Raw genomic sequence first — 14,966 nt, forward strand, 5'->3', positions numbered from 1 at the left:
TCAGGAGCATGACGATGAATCAGCCCTCCGTAGTCCCTGCTCCATACCCTGCGATATCGATCCAGGACATGCACAAATGGTATGGCGATTTTTACGTGCTCAAGGGCATCGACCTGCACATTGCCAGCGGTGAAATCGTGGTGGTCTGTGGGCCGTCGGGTTCCGGCAAATCCACGTTGATTCGCTGCCTGAACCTGTTGGAGGACTTCCAGAAAGGCCACGTGTTTATCGAAGGGACCGAGTTGACCCGTGATGCCGCCTGCGTGGCCGGCATACGCCGCCAGGTCGGCATGGTGTTCCAACAGTTCAACCTGTTCCCACACATGACGGTGCTGGAAAACCTGATGGTGGGGCCGCGCCTGGTGAGCAAGCTCAGCGAGCCCCAGGCGCGCGAACTGGCCCATGAATACCTGGACCGGGTGCGCATCGGGGACCAGGCCGACAAATACCCCAGCCAGCTTTCGGGCGGCCAGCAGCAGCGCGTGGCCATCGCCCGCGCCCTGTGCATGCGCCCGCGCATCATGCTGTTCGACGAGCCCACGTCCGCCCTTGACCCGGAGATGGTCAAGGAGGTGCTGGACGTGATGGGCGAACTGGCCCAGGACGGCATCACCATGGTCTGCGTCACCCACGAGATGGGGTTCGCCCGGCGGGTCGCCGACCGGATCATCTTCATGGACCAGGGTTGCATCATCGAGCAGGCCAAACCCACCGAATTTTTTGACAACCCGCAGCACGAGCGTGCCCGGGAGTTTCTGTCGCAGATTCTCAGCCACTGAGAAGCATCGTCGGACATCGACCAAAACAACAAAAATCCGCATTCACGATATCTGGAGGCTTACCCATGATCTCGCTCACTCGCTTCGTCGCAGCAGCCGCTGTCGCCACCGCCCTCGCCGGCCTCACAGGCACTGCCTGGGCGGGCGCAACCCTCGACCGCATCCATGAAACCAAAGTGCTCAAAGTGGCCACTTCGGCCAACTGGCCACCGCAATCGTTCCTGGGGCCGGACAATAAGCTGCAAGGCTTTGATATCGATGTCGCCAGCGAAATCGGCAAGCGCCTGGGCAGCAAAGTCGACTTCGTGACGCCCGAGTACGGGATCATCACTGCCGGGCGCTGGTCGAATCGCTGGGACTTGTCGGTGGGCTCCATGACGCCGACCACCGAGCGCACCCGAGTGCTCGATTTTCCCGCGATCTACTACTACACGCCGTATGTATTCGCCGTGCACAAGGACGCCTCGGGGACGAAGTTGGCGGACCTGAACGGCAAGATTATCGGCGTCGAAGCCGGCACGACGTCGGAGGACTATATCAATCGTCGCCTCAAGATCGACGCCGCCGATGTGCCGCCATTTACCTATGACGTCACACCCGGCGAGGTTCGCACCTACGGCGACAGCATGGGCCCGCTGGATGATCTGCGCATGGGTAACGGGGTTCGCCTGGACGCTACCTTGTCTGCGCTTCCAACCATCGTGGCGGCCATCAAGAATGGCTATCCCGTCGTCAGAGTCGAAGGCAAGCCGGCCTACTACGAACCCCTGGCCATCGCCGTAGACAAGGGGGATGAGGCGTTCAACAGCGCGCTGACCAAGATCGTCACCGACATGAAAGCAGACGGCACGCTCAAGCAGCTGTCTGAAAAGTGGTACGGCGCCGACCTCACCCAAGTGCAATAAAACAAGCATTGGCCTACCAGGCGCCCGTCCTCGACGTGGCGCGCGGTACGCCTGCGCCGCGAAAAAAGGACGACGGACTTCATGTACACCTACAACAACAATTACTACACCGCCACGATGCGCGACACGACTGAACGTGAGGTGCTGTGTGGAAATGCCCAGGCCGATGTCTGCATCATCGGCGCTGGGCTGGCAGGGCTGAGTACTGCGTGGGAGCTGGTCTCACGCGGGCAGTCCGTGGTGCTGCTGGACGCGGGACGTGTTGCCTGGGGCGCGTCGGGGCGTAACGGGGGCTTTGTGCTTCAGGGCTGGTCCGAAGGGTTGTCCTCTATCGAGCAGCGCTGCGGTAAACCCACCGCCGCCGCGCTGTTCAAACTGTCCCTTGAAGGCGTCGATATTGTTCGAGACATGATCACCGGACATCAATTGCCAGGCTGCACGCCAACCCCCGGAAAACTCAGCGTGGTTCGCTACGACGATGGCGATAACCTGCAGCGCATGCGCGACAAAATGGCGGCGGATTTCGACTTTCACCTCGAGTACCTGGATCGCCAGGCGGTGCGCGAAAAGCTCAAGACCGAGCGGTATTTCCAGGCCCTGCGCGACAGCCATGGCTTTCACTTCCACCCGTTGAACTATTGCCTCGGCCTGGCCCGGCTGATCGAGGGCAGCGGCGGGAAAATCCATGAACGGTCGCCCATGATCAGCGTCGAGAGTCGCAACGGGCGACACCGGGTCGCAACCGATCAAGGCACTGTGGATTGCGCCCATGTAGTGTATTGCTGCGGCGGCTATGGCGGGCCGGAGTTCGGCAAATTACGCCGCGCCTTCCTGCCGATCGCGACCTATGCGGTGCTGACCGAGCCTCTGGGTGATCGCCTGGCGGAGGCGGTGCGTACCACCGATGCCGTGGGCGATAACCGCCGGGCCTCGGATTATTACCGCGTCGTCGAGGGCGACCGCCTGCTCTGGGGCGGGCGTATCACCACCCGGAACCTGCAGGATGAAAAACGCCTCGGGCAGTTGCTGACCCAAGACATCCTCGACGTTTATCCGCAGTTGCGCGGCATCAGGATCGACAAAGCCTGGTCCGGGCTGATGGGCTATGCGCGGCACAAGATGCCGCACATTGGCCCGCTCGGGCAGGGATTGTGGACATGTACATCATTTGGTGGCCATGGTATGAACACCGCGCCGATCGGTGGACGCGTCATCGCCGAGGCAATCTGCGGCGAAACCGATCGCTACCGTCTGTTCGATGCCTATGGCCTGGAATGGAACGGCGGCCCGCTGGGCCCTGCGGCCGCACAAACGGTTTACGCCGGCCTGAAGATGATGGACATGTTTCAGGAAAGGCGTTCGCAGCGCAGGGCGACTCATAAAAAATGACCCGAGCAAGGTCAAGGAAGTGTCCATGGATACGCAGAATCCCGGCCCATTGTTTAACCTGACCGACAAGGACCGGCAATTGCTCGCCCTCCTTCAGGCCAACGCACGCGAGCCCACCGCGTCACTCGCCCGCAAACTCGGGGTCTCACGCTCTGCGGTGCAGGAACGGATTACCCGTCTGGAAAAGGCGGGGGTTATCACCGGGTACAGCGTGCGCATCGACCAGGACCGGCTGCAGCAGACGGTTACCTGCTTCACCATGACCTCCTGCACCAACAAGAGTTACACCGATGTCATGACGTCCCTGCGCAAGATGGACGTGGTGCAGGCCGTGTATGCGGTCTCGGGCGAGTCGGACTTCATCATTCACCTCGCCACTTCCACCCTGAGCGAACTCAACGCCGAGCTCACCCGGATCAACATGATCAAAGGGGTGGCACACACCGCGTCCCATATCGTGATGGAAACCAAGTTCAGCCGGAAATTGACGGTGTGACGTGCTGCCAGCCTTGGGAAACTCTGCGGCTCCAATAGTGGCTCAACCACCTGACAAGGCACTTCTTGCAAAACAATACGCCTCGCCTCAATATAACAAGCAATAACTTGGTTAATTAACGCCAACCATGACGCCCATGCCATTCGCCGGCGCCTACACCGCGAACGCATTACAAGGAATCGTTGATGCAAACCCAAGACAGCAGTTGGGGCGAGTTGCTCCGGGGCAAAAACGCCACCCGTTCCATCGCGCTTTCAGGCGGTATCGCGCTGTATGCCACCAACACCTACATCGCCACCACCATCCTGCCGTCGGTGGTCGCAGAAATCGGCGGCCTGGCGCTCTATGCGTGGAGTACCACCTTGTATGTGGTGGCCTCGATCCTGGGTTCGGCCCTCACCTCCAAGCTGTTGCAACGCACCGGTCCACGGCAGGCGTATGCAGTGGCCACGCTGGTGTTCATGGTGGGTGTGCTGATTTGCGCATTGGCGCCGAGCATGCCGGTGATGCTGGCGGGACGCTTTATCCAGGGCCTGGGCGGCGGGGTTCTGTTGGCGCTGTGTTACTCGATGATCCAGCTGGTGTTCGAAGAACGTCTTTGGCCTCGGGCAATGGCTCTGGTATCGGGCATGTGGGGCGTGGCTACGCTGGTCGGGCCGGCGGTGGGTGGCGTGTTTGCGGAAATGGACGCCTGGCGTTTCGCCTTCGGCTCGATGGTGCCGGTGAGCCTGGCGTATATGGTGCTCACCAGCCGCGCGCTGCCGCCACGCGATACCGCAGCGACGGCCACGGCTCGTTTGCCGGTGCCGCAGTTGGTGCTGTTGGCTGGCGCGGTGTTGGCGGTGTGTGCGGGCAGCGTCTCGTCACTGCCGAGCTGGAACCTGCTGGGTATCGCGACCTGTGGGGTGCTGGTGTGGCTGCTGATCCGCAAGGAATCCAACGCCACGGTGCGTCTTCTGCCCAGGGATGCGCTGAAGTTCAGCACCCCGCTTTGCGCACTGTATGCGACCACGTGCTTGTTGGTGATCGGCATGAGCAGCGAGATTTTCATGCCGTATTTTCTACAGCATCTGCATGGCCAGTCGCCATTGGTCGCCGGTTACATGGCGGCGTTGATGGCGGCCGGTTGGACGGTATCGGAAATCCTCAGCTCTGGCTGGACCGGCCGTGGTCCGCACCGCGCCATCATCGCGGGGCCGCTGTTTATCGTGGCCGGGCTGGTGATGCTGGCAATCACCACGCCAATCGCCGGTCACGGGGACTGGGCACTGTTGGCACCTATTTGCGTCGGGTTGTTCCTGGTGGGTTTTGGCATCGGCCTGGGCTGGCCGCATCTGCTGACGCGCATCCTGCAAGTGGCGTCGGAGCAGGATAAGGACACAGCGGCATCGTCGATCACCACCCTGCAACTGTTCGCCATGGCCATGGGCGCAGCACTGGCGGGGGTGATTTCGAACATGGCGGGCATCAATGGCGTGGCGGGCGATGCCGGCGTCGCCAATGCGGCACGTTGGCTGTTCGCGCTGTTTACCCTGGCACCGATGTTGGCGTTGGTCATGGCATTGCGTGCGACACGGACGAAGGCCCGCGTCGGGGAAGAAATAACAGTGTCTTGAGACTGGCTATTCGTTGCTACTGCGCCAATAAACACCCTCCTCTGAAAAAGCCCTGAATCTCAGGGCTTTTTTGCATTTGCGTGCTGGCCTGACGTGGCAATAACTTCCATCGAGTGACTTTCATTATGAAACCTACCGTGACATATTACGCATGTAATATTCAGTAACAAGCCAACGGGCCGTCCGTTTCGCCACTCAAACTCAACGAGGTCATTTCGCCATGGACGCTCAAGTCAGCGCTGTGCCCGAACCCACAAAACCATCCCGGCGCAAACAGGCCCTGCGCCTGGGGCTGCTGACCCTGGCTGTGGTGGGCGGCGTCTGGTACGCCAGCCACTGGTGGCTGGTCAGCCGGTTTATCGAAGACACCGACGACGCCTACGTCGGCGCAGACGTAACGGTGATCAGTGCCAAGGTGCCGGGCTATATCAGCGAAGTGGCCGTGCAGGACAACCAGTACGTACGGGCCGGCGACGTGCTGGCCCGTATTGATGTTCGTGACTACCGCACCGCCCTGGCCAAAGCCGATGGCGCCGTGGCAGCGCAACAAGCCGCCCTCGCCAACCTCGACGCCACCGAACAACTGCAACTGGCGGTGATCAACCAGGCCAAGGCGCAGATCGACGCCACCGATGCCGAAGCGCAACGGGCCAGCGACGATCAGACCCGTTACCAGAACCTGGTGCGCAGCCAGGCCGTGTCGGTGGAAAGCGCGCAACGGGTCAGCGCCGTCTGGAAGACTGCCCGCGCCGACCACTCCCGAGCGCAAGCCGGGCTGATGGCGGCGCGCCGGCAAATCGACGTGATTGAAACTCAGCGCGACCAGGCCCGCGCCGCGTTGCAACAGGCCCAAGCCGAACGCGACCAGGCACAGTTGAACATCAGCTACACAGAACTTCGGGCCCCGGTGGACGGCTATGTGGGCAACCGCCGCGCCCGGGTCGGCGCCTACGCCGCGGCCGGCAGCCAACTGATCTCGGTGGTGCCGGCGAAGGGATTGTGGGTGGACGCCAACTTCAAGGAAGACCAACTCGGCCGCCTGCAGGTTGGGCAAAGCGTGAGCATCCGCGCCGACATCCTCCCCGACCGTGAATTCCACGGGCATATCGAGAGCCTGGCCCCTGCCACCGGGGCGCAATTCAGTGTATTGCCGCCAGAAAACGCCACCGGCAACTTCACCAAGATCGTGCAGCGCGTGCCGGTGCGCGTGCGGCTCGACAGCAACGACGCCGACTTCGGCGCCCTGCGCCCGGGCTTGTCGGTGATGGCGAAGGTCAACACCGATGAAGCGTTCGAGGACCAGGCCAGCGCCCTCAAGGCCCGGCTATGAACAGCCCGCGGCCCGCCCTCAGCACCGCACAAAAGGTCGCGGCCTTCGCCACCATGTGCGTGGGCATGTTCATCGCCTTGATCGATATCCAGATCGTCTCCGCCTCCCTCAAGGACATCGGCGGCGGGTTGTCTGCCGGGGCGGACGATACGGCGTGGGTGCAGACCGCTTACCTGATCGCGGAAATCATCGTAATCCCCATGTCGGGCTGGCTCTCGCGGGTGATGAGCACGCGCTGGCTGTTCGCGGCGTCGGCGGCCGGGTTTACCTTGACCAGCCTGTTGTGCGCGATGGCCTGGAACATCCAGAGCATGATCGCGTTTCGCGCCTTGCAGGGGTTTCTAGGGGGCTCGATGATCCCGTTGGTGTTCACCACCGCGTTCATGTACTTCAACGGCAAACAACGGGTGATCGCCGCGTCCACCATCGGCGCCATCGCATCCCTTGCGCCCACATTGGGCCCGGCCGTGGGCGGTTGGATCACCGATATTTCCTCCTGGCACTGGCTGTTCTACATCAACCTGGTGCCCGGCCTGTTCGTGACCTTTGCGGTACCGATGCTGGTCAAGGTCGACCGCCCCAACCCGTCGCTGCTCAAGGGCGCGGACTATATCGGCATGGCGCTGATGGCGGTGTTTCTCGGCTGCCTGGAATACACCCTGGAAGAAGGCCCACGCTGGAACTGGTTCAGCGACAGCACCATCTCGACCACCGCCTGGATAGCCGGCATCAGCGGCGGGCTGTTTATCTGGCGCTGCCTGGAAATCAAGGAACCGATTGTCGACCTGCGCGCGCTTCGGGATAGAAACTTCGCCCTGGGCTGCCTCTTTTCGTTCATCACCGGCATCGGCATTTTCGCCACCATCTACCTCACGCCGCTGTTTCTTGGGCGGGTGCGCGGGTACGGCTCGCTGGATATCGGCCTGGCCGTGTTTTCCACGGGGGTGTTCCAGTTGCTGGCGATCCCGGTGTACGCGGTGCTGGCCAACCGCTTCGACCTGCGCTGGATTTTGATGTTCGGGTTGTCGCTGTTCGCCCTGTCGATGTGGGACTTCTCCCCCATCACCCACGACTGGGGCGCCAAGGAGCTGATGCTGCCCCAAGCCATACGCGGGTTTGCCCAACAAATGGCGGTGCCGCCCGTGGTCACCCTGACCCTCGGCGCACTGGCCCCCGACCGCCTGAAACTCGCCTCGGGGCTGTTCAACCTGATGCGCAACCTCGGCGGCGCCATCGGCATCGCCGCCTGCGCCACGGTGCTCAACGACCGCACCAACCTGCACTTCCTGCGCCTGGCCGAGCACCTGAACATCCGGAACGAGTCGATGAATGTCTGGCTTGATCAGCTTTCAGGGAACGCCCAGTTGCTTGGGCAAAACAGCCTGGACGCGAGCCAGTTTGCGCTGCACCAGCTGTGGGCGCTGACCTGGCGTGAGGCACAGACGCTGACCTATGCCGACGCGTTCCTGATGATCATGGTGTGCTTTGTTGTCGCGGTGTTGCTGGTGCCGTTGATGCGCAAGGTGCAACCGCCGAAGCAGCCGACGGCGGATGCGCATTGAAGATGACGGCACCCTCCCCACGCGGGGTGCCGCATCATCGTGCCGGTGGCGTATCCGTGCGTGATACGAGCAATGCAAGCACACAAGCCAACAGAAGAAACACGCCACTCACGATGAAAGTGGCCTGGTAGCCAGCCCCGTCATACAACACGCCCCCAACCGTCGCGCCGAGGGTGATCGCCAACTGAATGACAGCCACCATCAGCCCGCCTCCGGCTTCGGCATCCTGGGGCAATGTGCGCGATAACCAAGTGAACCAACCCACGGGCGCGCAAGTAGCAACCAGCCCCCACACGCCCAGCAAAATGGCTGTAGCCAGCATTGAACTGCCGTAGACCACCAACGCCATGGCAATGCCCGACATCAACAGCGGAATCAGCATCAGCACTCGATAAAGACTGCGGTTCAGCAACGAACCGATCAGCATCGTACCCGCCAACCCGGCCATGCCGATGATCAGCAGCAGCAGGGATAAACCCGACACATCAACACGGGTCACCGCCTCAAGGAACGGGCGCAGATAGGTGAATAGCGCGAACTGCCCCATAAACAAAAATGCCACTGCCGCCATGCCCAGAGAGACGTTGAGGCGACCCAACAACCGAAAGACATCAACGGCAGAGCCGGGCTCATCTTGACCTGGCATTTTCGGCAGGGTGAAGGCTTGCCAACACAGCGCCAGAGCCGCGAGTGGAACCACGCAAAAAAATGCACCTCGCCAGCCGATCAACCCGCCCATAAAACTGCCAATCGGCGCTGCGACCGCCGTGGCGAGTGCGGTACCGCCCTGGATCAACGCGATGGCTTTAGGCACGAAAGGCTCAGGTGCAATCCGCATCATGACCGCGGTCGACATTGCCCAACTTCCTCCGATCGCGATGCCCAAAATGGCGCGCCCCACCATCAGTGTCGAGTAGTTCGGGGCAAAGGCAACGAGCGCGCCGGAGGCGATCATCAAGGCCGTCAGGAAAAGCAAAACAGGCCTTCGGTCAAGCCTGCGAATGACGCTGGAGATGAACAGGCTGGTGATGACCGCGAAGAGGCCGGAAATCGAAATCGCTTGCCCAGCCTGCCCCTCCGTAAGCCCGAGATCGTTCGCAAGCGGCGTGAGCAAGCTCACCGGCAGAAACTCGGAAGTCACAAGGGCGAAGGCGCACAGCGCCATCGCCAGGACTGCTCCCCATACCTGACGGCTCGCTGTTTGAGTAGGCAAAACGGTGCTGCTCATTGGGTCGGTCACTTCAGGTTGGTCTGGAAGAACGAGGTCAGTTTGGCAAAAGGAATCAGGTCGACTCGGTCGTAGAGATCCACATGGCCCGCACCTGGAATGATCACGAGCTCCTTGGGTTGGCCAGCCAGTTGATAAGCCTCTTCACTGAACTCACGGGAGTGAGCCTGTTCACCGGCGATGAACAGCATCGGGCGTGGCGAGATCGTCTCGATATCGTTGAACGGATAAAAGTTCATGAACTTGACGTTGCTGGTCAGCGTCGGGTGAGTGGTCAGCAGCGGTGATTGGCCTTTGGGGGTGAACTCCCCGCGTGGCGTGCGGTAGAAATCGTAGAATTCGCGCTCAATCGCGTTGGATTTGTCCGTCAGTTCATGGACTGTCCCACTGGTGTACTGGGTATCGCCGCCGGTGAACTCGGCATAACGCTGTTCGGCAGCCGCAGCAATGCCTTGCTTCCTCTGCTCGACAGTGACGGAATGCTTCAAGCCGTTTCGGTTGGCTGCGCCCATGTCGTACATGCTGACCGTGGCAATGGCCTTCATTCGCGGGTCGATCTTTGCAGCGCTGATAACGAAGCTGCCGCTGCCACAGATGCCCAGGACACCAATCCGGTTGCGATCAACAAACGTCTGCGTGCCCAGATAGTCCACGGCAGCACTGAAGTCTTCAGCATAGATTTCCGGCGACACCGCATTGCGCGGCAGGCCATCACTTTCGCCCCAGAACGACAGATCAATGGCAAGGGTCACGAAACCCTGCTCTGCCAGCTTCTGCGCATACAGGTTCGAACTCTGCTCTTTGACCGCGCCCATGGGATGGCCAACGATGATCGCGGCGTTTTGGCTGCCCGGTTTCAAATCTTTTGGGAAGAACAGATTCCCTACGGTGTTAATCCGGTACTGATTTTTGAAGGTCACCTTCTGCATCGTGACCTTCTCACTTTTGTAGAAATTATCGGCTCCGTCAGACATGTCTGCTCCCAGTGCACAGAGCGACGCCATCAGAAGGCCAAGCAAGACAACCAGTTTTCTCATGAGGTGCTCCCATCGGTGAATAGGTGCCGGCCAGGACCAGCAAGGGGTAAGAACCACGCCTGCGACATCAGACGAGGCTTGCCCTATTCTCCGCGAGTGCATCATGCTTGATAATCTAATGAAATCTTGTTGTAGTTATAAGCAAGGCTAATCAATCAAGGTAGGCGACCTACGATGCCAAGACATAATCTGAATGACCTTCTGGCCTTTGTGACGGTCGCCAGGGCAGGCAGCTTTACCCGGGCGGCGGCTCACTTGGGTGTCACACAGTCCGCGCTGAGCCAGGCTGTGTCCGGGCTTGAAAAGCGCCTGGAAATACGACTCCTGACACGCACCACCCGCAGCGTTTCGCCGACCAGTGCGGGTGAGCGCCTGATGCAAACCATCGGTCATCGCTTCGATGAAATCGAGGCCGAGCTGGATGCATTGACCGGCTGCGGGACAAGCCCGCAGGCACGGTGCGCATTACCTGTGGTGATTTTGTCCTGAGGACAATACTGCTTCCCCGGCTCACGCCGTTGCTCCTCGAATACCCCGATATCAAGGTTGAGTTTGATATCAACTATGGCTTCCGGGACATCGTTGCGGACCGCTTCGATGCAGGCATCCGATTTGGCGACACCGTTGACAAAGATATGATCGCCATCCCTATCGGCCCGCAGGTACGGATGGCTGTCGTAGGGGCGCCAGCGTATTTCGCCGGTAATCCTGTGCCAAAAAAGCCACAGGATCTTGTGAACCACCGATGTATCGATATCCGCTATCCAACGCTAGGCGGGCTGGCCGTTTGGGAATTCGAAAAGCGTGGCCGGAAGGTCAACGTGCGAGTCGCAGGCCAAGTCATTCTCAACACCAGCGCACATGTACCGGCTGCGGCCGTTAACGGCTTGGGCATCGCGTACCTGCCGGAAGAAGAATTTGCACCGCATATCGAGAATGGCCGCCTGGTACAAGTTCTGGAGGACTGGTGCCCGTTGTTCTCGGGTTATCACCTGTACTACCCAAGCCGTCGCTTGCCAACACCTGCCTTTACGCTTGTTCTGAATGCGCTACGAGCCGATGCCCCCCACTAGAAACGAGGCATTTGAGCAGTAAGAAACTGGGTGACCTCTTTAACCGCCACACTCTGTGGCGCAGTCCTCACTGCGGCTTCCAGACTGCACCATGGGTAATTCAGCCCTGATACCCATTCCATGACACTCTCAAGATCCGCCGCTGGAAGGGTTTTCATATGCTCGATAGTGATGGTGAGCTTTTCAACAAGCCCCGACTCAACACTGAACTGCCACTCATACACCCCACACCCCACCCGGGCTTCGCCGGAGTTTTTGTCGGACATCCCCACCAGCCATTTGCACAGATAGGTGTCGGCCCCCTCTTCAGGCGGCTGCCCCAGGCAAAACGTGTAGACGTTTTCAAAGGTCTGCCCGAATCGCCGTACCAGCACGTCGCCGATGCCAGCAACCCCTTCAACGTGGGGCGGGAACGAGATGGAACCGGTGCGCACTACCATGTCCAGGGTCGCCTCCGGAACAAACGCCCGGCTGAGCAAATGCGGACGGTTGCCGTCCTTGGCGAGTATGTAGTGCTGAATCGCAAGTTGAGCAGTGTTCATGGTTTTTCCGTCGATTCCCTATCGGATGATGCTTAAGCCTTCTGGATCAGCTCTCAGAAGAAACAACTGACTCATCAGTGGATTCAGTCGCCAGTTTCAACCGGTCAGCTTTACTGATGTACTTATCCTTGCGTGCGGGTGCTAATTTGGCGCTGGCCTTTTTGGCTTTAGCCTTGAACAGTTGCTGTAGTTTCTTTTGACGATTCATGTGTTCTATCCGGTTTGTAATCAGTGCCTACCGCTGTGATTATCCATCTTTCATGCATTCTTCGAAGCACATTTAATTCACGGCACTCCACAGCGCCACAGCGGTCTGTCCCTATACGCCCCTATTCTCGCCCAGCGGAGCCACCATGATCATTGTCCACCACCTCAACAACTCCCGTTCGCAACGCATCCTGTGGCTGCTCGAAGAACTCGGCCTGCCTTACGAGCTCAAGCGCTACCAGCGCGACCCGAAAACCAACCTCGCGCCACCGGAACTCAAGGCCATCAATGCCTTGGGCAAATCACCGGTGATTCAAGACGGTCCCCACGTGGTGATCGAGTCCGGCGCCATCATCGACTACCTGATTCGCCGCCACGGCCACGGCCGCCTGCAACCCGATCCTGCCACGGCCACCTATGACGAATACGTGCAATGGCTGCACTTCGCCGAAGGGTCGGCCATGCTGCCGCTGATGCTCAACCTCTACGTTGGCCGCTTGGGTGATGCGGGTGCCCCCTTGCATCCGCGCATCGAATCCGAGGTCGCGAACTACCTGGGTTATCTGGACAACGCACTGGGGCTTACGCCGTACCTGGTGGGTGACGAATTGACTGGCGCGGATATCCAGATGAGCTTCATCGGCGAAATCGCCAGGGCCCAGGGCAAGTTGCAGGCGTACCCGAATGTGGCGGCGTGGGTGCAACGCTTTCAGGAACGGCCGGCGTATCGCAAGGCGCTGGCACAGGGTGGTGAATATGCATTTGCGAAGTGAAGAACATGACCGGGTTTGACTTCAAGGCACGATTTATATCATCGCAGCCGCTCGTCCCGCCGGAACTGGACCTGTGTCTAGACGAATTTGTTGTCTACGAGGCTGGCCAGGTCTGTTCCCTCGCCCCACAAGACGCGGAGTTCCTCGTCAAACAGGGGCTGCCGCGCGACGCCGCGCCCTTTTTGAGTTTTGAAGCCTACAGCCCATCGCAAATCGCCCACCGGCTGATGGTGTACGGAATTAGCGAGGACTATTTCCCGCTTGGCCAAAACGGCTCGGGAGACGTTTTGGCCATCGATCGTCGAAGCCGCGAGGTCGTTTACTTCAACCATGATTTCGATAACGCGCGCGTTTTCATCAATTCCACCTTGGTGCTGTTTGCGCAGTGCCTGTGCATCTTCCAGGAGCATCTGCGTGACAGTACGCTGGAACGCTGCCTGGCTGAGATCAAGCGGGTTGACTCCGCAGCGGCAGTGCCGGGGGCGATGTGGGCCGACGCGGTCAGCGAAGAGCTTTGTTGACCGGTGCAGTCACACCAGTAGTCCGTGCCAGCGACAACCGGAAGGTTGAAAACAGGCAGATCACCTGGATTGCTTTAACGCCCTGGATGAGGATAACTGTAGGACGCTTCCAATCTTGAGATGACGCACGATGTTCGAACTGGCCCCCATCCTGACGTACATAGCCGTTGTAATCGGCCTTTTCCTGATCCCCGGCCCTGCCGTGTTTCTGGTGATCACCCGCACCCTCCAGGGTGGCCGCAAGGTCGGGATTGCCACCGGGCTGGGCGTGGCTTCGGGGGACCTTATCCATACGTTGTGTGCGGCGTTGGGCCTTTCCGCCATCCTGATGACCTCGGCCGTGGCATTTAACGTCGTTAAAATCGTCGGCGCCTGTTACCTGATCTACCTGGGCATACGCGCGTTTATGGCCAAGCCTGGCGCGACCACGCGCAAAGACCTGCCCACAGTTACCTCGACCCAGGCGTATTTCCAGGCGGTGGTTGCCGAAGTGCTTAACCCGAAAACCGCGATTTTCTTCCTGGCGTTCCTGCCGCAATTCATCCATCCGGAATCGGGCTCTTCCCTGGCGCAATTCGCGGTGCTGGGGTTGATCTTTTCGGGGCTCAGTGCGGTGTACACCACGCTCATTTCGGTCTCTATTCGTCCTTTGAGCAGATGGATGACGGGCCTTTCAAAGCTGCGCCGCTGGGAGGGAAAGATCATCGGTACTTTGTTTATGGGGCTGGGGCTGAAAATAGCTTTTCAGCAGCGCTAGGGCCGGCGGATACCCACGGAGGAAACCATTGCGGATCTACATCACAGGCGCCTCATGTGCAGGCGTGACTACGCTGGGTCGTACCCTCGCCTCTTTGCTCAGCCTTCGCCATCTCGATGTCGATGATTTCTATTGGCTGCCCACCAACCCTCCTTTTACAACCAAGCGCCCGCCCGATGAGCGTGTGTCGCTGATTCAGCAACGCTTCGGTGATGACGGTTGGGTGCTCACCGGCTCTTGTATGAGTTGGGGAGATGCACTGATCAACGACGCCGACCTGATTGTGTTTGTGGCAACGCCTACCCCCGTTCGGCTTGAACGCTTGGCAGCACGTGAAAAGGAGCACTTCGGAAATCGGATCGCACCCGGAGGCGATATGCATGAGATACATGTGGCCTTCCGGGCATGGGCATCACAGTACGACGACCCGAGCTTTTCCGGACGCAGCAGGGCGTGGCACGAGCGCTGGATGTCGAAGCAGACCATACCGATTGTCAGAGTTGATGGGTTGAACAGTACCGAAGAAATGGCGGCGGATGTCATTCATGGATTGTCGCAAGGCATCTCAACAGCCCGAAACCAGGAAGACTAAGTCACGGCTCTCAACATGCCTTCGTTATGTGCGCTTTAGGACTCAACCACCGAGAACCGCTGCCGTTCTCGTTGATCCTGCTTAGATTCATAGCGTGCATGTTGAGTTTATTAAGCCCATATTGACTCGGTACTCTGATCGCTATAGGTACGCTCAATC

At 59.7% G+C, this 14,966-nt stretch carries 15 protein-coding genes and 1 pseudogene; 12 read left to right on the plus strand and 4 right to left on the minus strand.

Annotated features, from left to right (window positions below):
- Positions 1-14 precede the first annotated feature (14 nt).
- The 7 genes from SNL23_RS01950 to SNL23_RS01980 all read left to right on the plus strand — a co-directional run bounded on the left by SNL23_RS01950 (position 15) and on the right by SNL23_RS01980 (position 8,077).
- Positions 15-779, plus strand: coding sequence for an amino acid ABC transporter ATP-binding protein (locus SNL23_RS01950; RefSeq protein ID WP_063031104.1), 765 nt, complete (start codon positions 15-17; stop codon positions 777-779).
- A gap of 65 nt (positions 780-844) precedes the next feature.
- Positions 845-1,684 (plus strand): transporter substrate-binding domain-containing protein, encoded by an 840-nt coding sequence (locus SNL23_RS01955; protein WP_318301461.1) that lies wholly within the window; start codon positions 845-847, stop codon positions 1,682-1,684.
- A gap of 81 nt (positions 1,685-1,765) precedes the next feature.
- Complete coding sequence (locus tag SNL23_RS01960) at positions 1,766-3,073, plus strand: NAD(P)/FAD-dependent oxidoreductase (RefSeq protein ID WP_318301462.1); 1,308 nt, start codon at positions 1,766-1,768, stop codon at positions 3,071-3,073.
- Positions 3,074-3,098: 25 nt separating this feature from the next.
- Positions 3,099-3,569 carry an Lrp/AsnC family transcriptional regulator gene (locus SNL23_RS01965; protein WP_318301463.1) on the plus strand — a complete coding sequence of 157 codons (471 nt, stop codon included), beginning with the start codon at positions 3,099-3,101 and terminating at the stop codon, positions 3,567-3,569.
- A 185-nt stretch (positions 3,570-3,754) separates the two neighbouring features.
- On the plus strand, positions 3,755-5,185 hold the full coding sequence (locus SNL23_RS01970) for an MFS transporter (RefSeq protein ID WP_318301464.1): 1,431 nt from the start codon (positions 3,755-3,757) through the stop codon (positions 5,183-5,185).
- Positions 5,186-5,405: 220 nt separating this feature from the next.
- Positions 5,406-6,515: an HlyD family secretion protein gene (locus SNL23_RS01975; RefSeq protein WP_318301465.1), complete on the plus strand. Its 1,110-nt coding sequence runs from the start codon at positions 5,406-5,408 to the stop codon at positions 6,513-6,515.
- Positions 6,512-8,077, plus strand: coding sequence for a DHA2 family efflux MFS transporter permease subunit (locus tag SNL23_RS01980; protein ID WP_318301466.1), 1,566 nt, complete (start codon positions 6,512-6,514; stop codon positions 8,075-8,077). Before SNL23_RS01975 ends, SNL23_RS01980 begins: the two co-directional genes overlap by 4 nt.
- Before the next feature lie 34 nt (positions 8,078-8,111).
- On the opposite strand, the gene SNL23_RS01985 is transcribed toward SNL23_RS01980, so the two are convergent.
- The gene (locus SNL23_RS01985) at positions 8,112-9,305 is read right to left on the minus strand and encodes an MFS transporter (RefSeq protein ID WP_318301467.1); all 1,194 of its coding nucleotides are present in this window, start codon (positions 9,303-9,305) and stop codon (positions 8,112-8,114) included.
- An 8-nt stretch (positions 9,306-9,313) separates the two neighbouring features.
- Positions 9,314-10,342: an alpha/beta hydrolase gene (locus SNL23_RS01990; RefSeq protein ID WP_318301468.1), complete on the minus strand. Its 1,029-nt coding sequence runs from the start codon at positions 10,340-10,342 to the stop codon at positions 9,314-9,316.
- Between the two features lie 174 nt (positions 10,343-10,516).
- Between SNL23_RS01990 and SNL23_RS01995 the strand changes: the two are divergent.
- A pseudogene (locus SNL23_RS01995) lies at positions 10,517-11,415 on the plus strand (LysR family transcriptional regulator).
- On the opposite strand, the gene SNL23_RS02000 reads toward SNL23_RS01995, so the two are convergent.
- Together SNL23_RS02000 and SNL23_RS02005 are read right to left on the minus strand one after the other, a co-directional pair.
- Positions 11,412-11,957 carry a hypothetical protein gene (locus SNL23_RS02000; protein ID WP_318301469.1) on the minus strand — a complete coding sequence of 182 codons (546 nt, stop codon included), beginning with the start codon at positions 11,955-11,957 and terminating at the stop codon, positions 11,412-11,414. The pseudogene SNL23_RS01995 and the gene SNL23_RS02000 sit on opposite strands and share 4 nt — an antisense overlap.
- Positions 11,958-12,003: 46 nt before the next feature.
- Complete coding sequence (locus SNL23_RS02005) at positions 12,004-12,165, minus strand: DUF2986 domain-containing protein (protein ID WP_076016953.1); 162 nt, start codon at positions 12,163-12,165, stop codon at positions 12,004-12,006.
- A 145-nt stretch (positions 12,166-12,310) separates the two neighbouring features.
- On the opposite strand from SNL23_RS02005, the gene SNL23_RS02010 reads away from it, so the two are divergent.
- The 4 genes from SNL23_RS02010 (at position 12,311) to SNL23_RS02025 (ending at position 14,807) form a co-directional block, all read left to right on the plus strand.
- Entirely contained in the window at positions 12,311-12,937 is a 627-nt protein-coding gene (locus SNL23_RS02010) for a glutathione S-transferase family protein (RefSeq protein ID WP_318301470.1), read from the plus strand.
- A 5-nt stretch (positions 12,938-12,942) separates the two neighbouring features.
- A complete protein-coding gene (locus SNL23_RS02015; protein ID WP_318301471.1) occupies positions 12,943-13,458 on the plus strand; it encodes an SUKH-4 family immunity protein in 516 nt (171 codons plus the stop codon).
- A 130-nt stretch (positions 13,459-13,588) separates the two neighbouring features.
- Positions 13,589-14,215, plus strand: coding sequence for a LysE family translocator (locus SNL23_RS02020; protein ID WP_318301472.1), 627 nt, complete (start codon positions 13,589-13,591; stop codon positions 14,213-14,215).
- A 28-nt stretch (positions 14,216-14,243) separates the two neighbouring features.
- Positions 14,244-14,807 carry an ATP-binding protein gene (locus tag SNL23_RS02025; RefSeq protein ID WP_318301473.1) on the plus strand — a complete coding sequence of 188 codons (564 nt, stop codon included), beginning with the start codon at positions 14,244-14,246 and terminating at the stop codon, positions 14,805-14,807.
- The last annotated feature ends 159 nt before the right edge of the window (positions 14,808-14,966 follow it).

Source organism: Pseudomonas sp. SED1 (assembly GCF_034044025.1).
GTDB lineage: Bacteria > Pseudomonadota > Gammaproteobacteria > Pseudomonadales > Pseudomonadaceae > Aquipseudomonas.

What these genes read in the sequence shown, in the direction of transcription:
- SNL23_RS01950 (WP_063031104.1), top strand. Translation starts at nt 15, where the DNA reads ATGAATCAGCCCTCCGTAGTCCCTGCTCCATACCCTGCGATATCGATC.
- SNL23_RS01955 (WP_318301461.1), top strand. Translation starts at nt 845, where the DNA reads ATGATCTCGCTCACTCGCTTCGTCGCAGCAGCCGCTGTCGCCACCGCC.
- SNL23_RS01960 (WP_318301462.1), top strand. Translation starts at nt 1,766, where the DNA reads ATGTACACCTACAACAACAATTACTACACCGCCACGATGCGCGACACG.
- SNL23_RS01965 (WP_318301463.1), top strand. Translation starts at nt 3,099, where the DNA reads ATGGATACGCAGAATCCCGGCCCATTGTTTAACCTGACCGACAAGGAC.
- SNL23_RS01970 (WP_318301464.1), top strand. Translation starts at nt 3,755, where the DNA reads ATGCAAACCCAAGACAGCAGTTGGGGCGAGTTGCTCCGGGGCAAAAAC.
- SNL23_RS01975 (WP_318301465.1), top strand. Translation starts at nt 5,406, where the DNA reads ATGGACGCTCAAGTCAGCGCTGTGCCCGAACCCACAAAACCATCCCGG.
- SNL23_RS01980 (WP_318301466.1), top strand. Translation starts at nt 6,512, where the DNA reads ATGAACAGCCCGCGGCCCGCCCTCAGCACCGCACAAAAGGTCGCGGCC.
- SNL23_RS01985 (WP_318301467.1), bottom strand. Translation starts at nt 9,305, where the DNA reads ATGAGCAGCACCGTTTTGCCTACTCAAACAGCGAGCCGTCAGGTATGG.
- SNL23_RS01990 (WP_318301468.1), bottom strand. Translation starts at nt 10,342, where the DNA reads ATGAGAAAACTGGTTGTCTTGCTTGGCCTTCTGATGGCGTCGCTCTGT.
- SNL23_RS02000 (WP_318301469.1), bottom strand. Translation starts at nt 11,957, where the DNA reads ATGAACACTGCTCAACTTGCGATTCAGCACTACATACTCGCCAAGGAC.
- SNL23_RS02005 (WP_076016953.1), bottom strand. Translation starts at nt 12,165, where the DNA reads ATGAATCGTCAAAAGAAACTACAGCAACTGTTCAAGGCTAAAGCCAAA.
- SNL23_RS02010 (WP_318301470.1), top strand. Translation starts at nt 12,311, where the DNA reads ATGATCATTGTCCACCACCTCAACAACTCCCGTTCGCAACGCATCCTG.
- SNL23_RS02015 (WP_318301471.1), top strand. Translation starts at nt 12,943, where the DNA reads ATGACCGGGTTTGACTTCAAGGCACGATTTATATCATCGCAGCCGCTC.
- SNL23_RS02020 (WP_318301472.1), top strand. Translation starts at nt 13,589, where the DNA reads ATGTTCGAACTGGCCCCCATCCTGACGTACATAGCCGTTGTAATCGGC.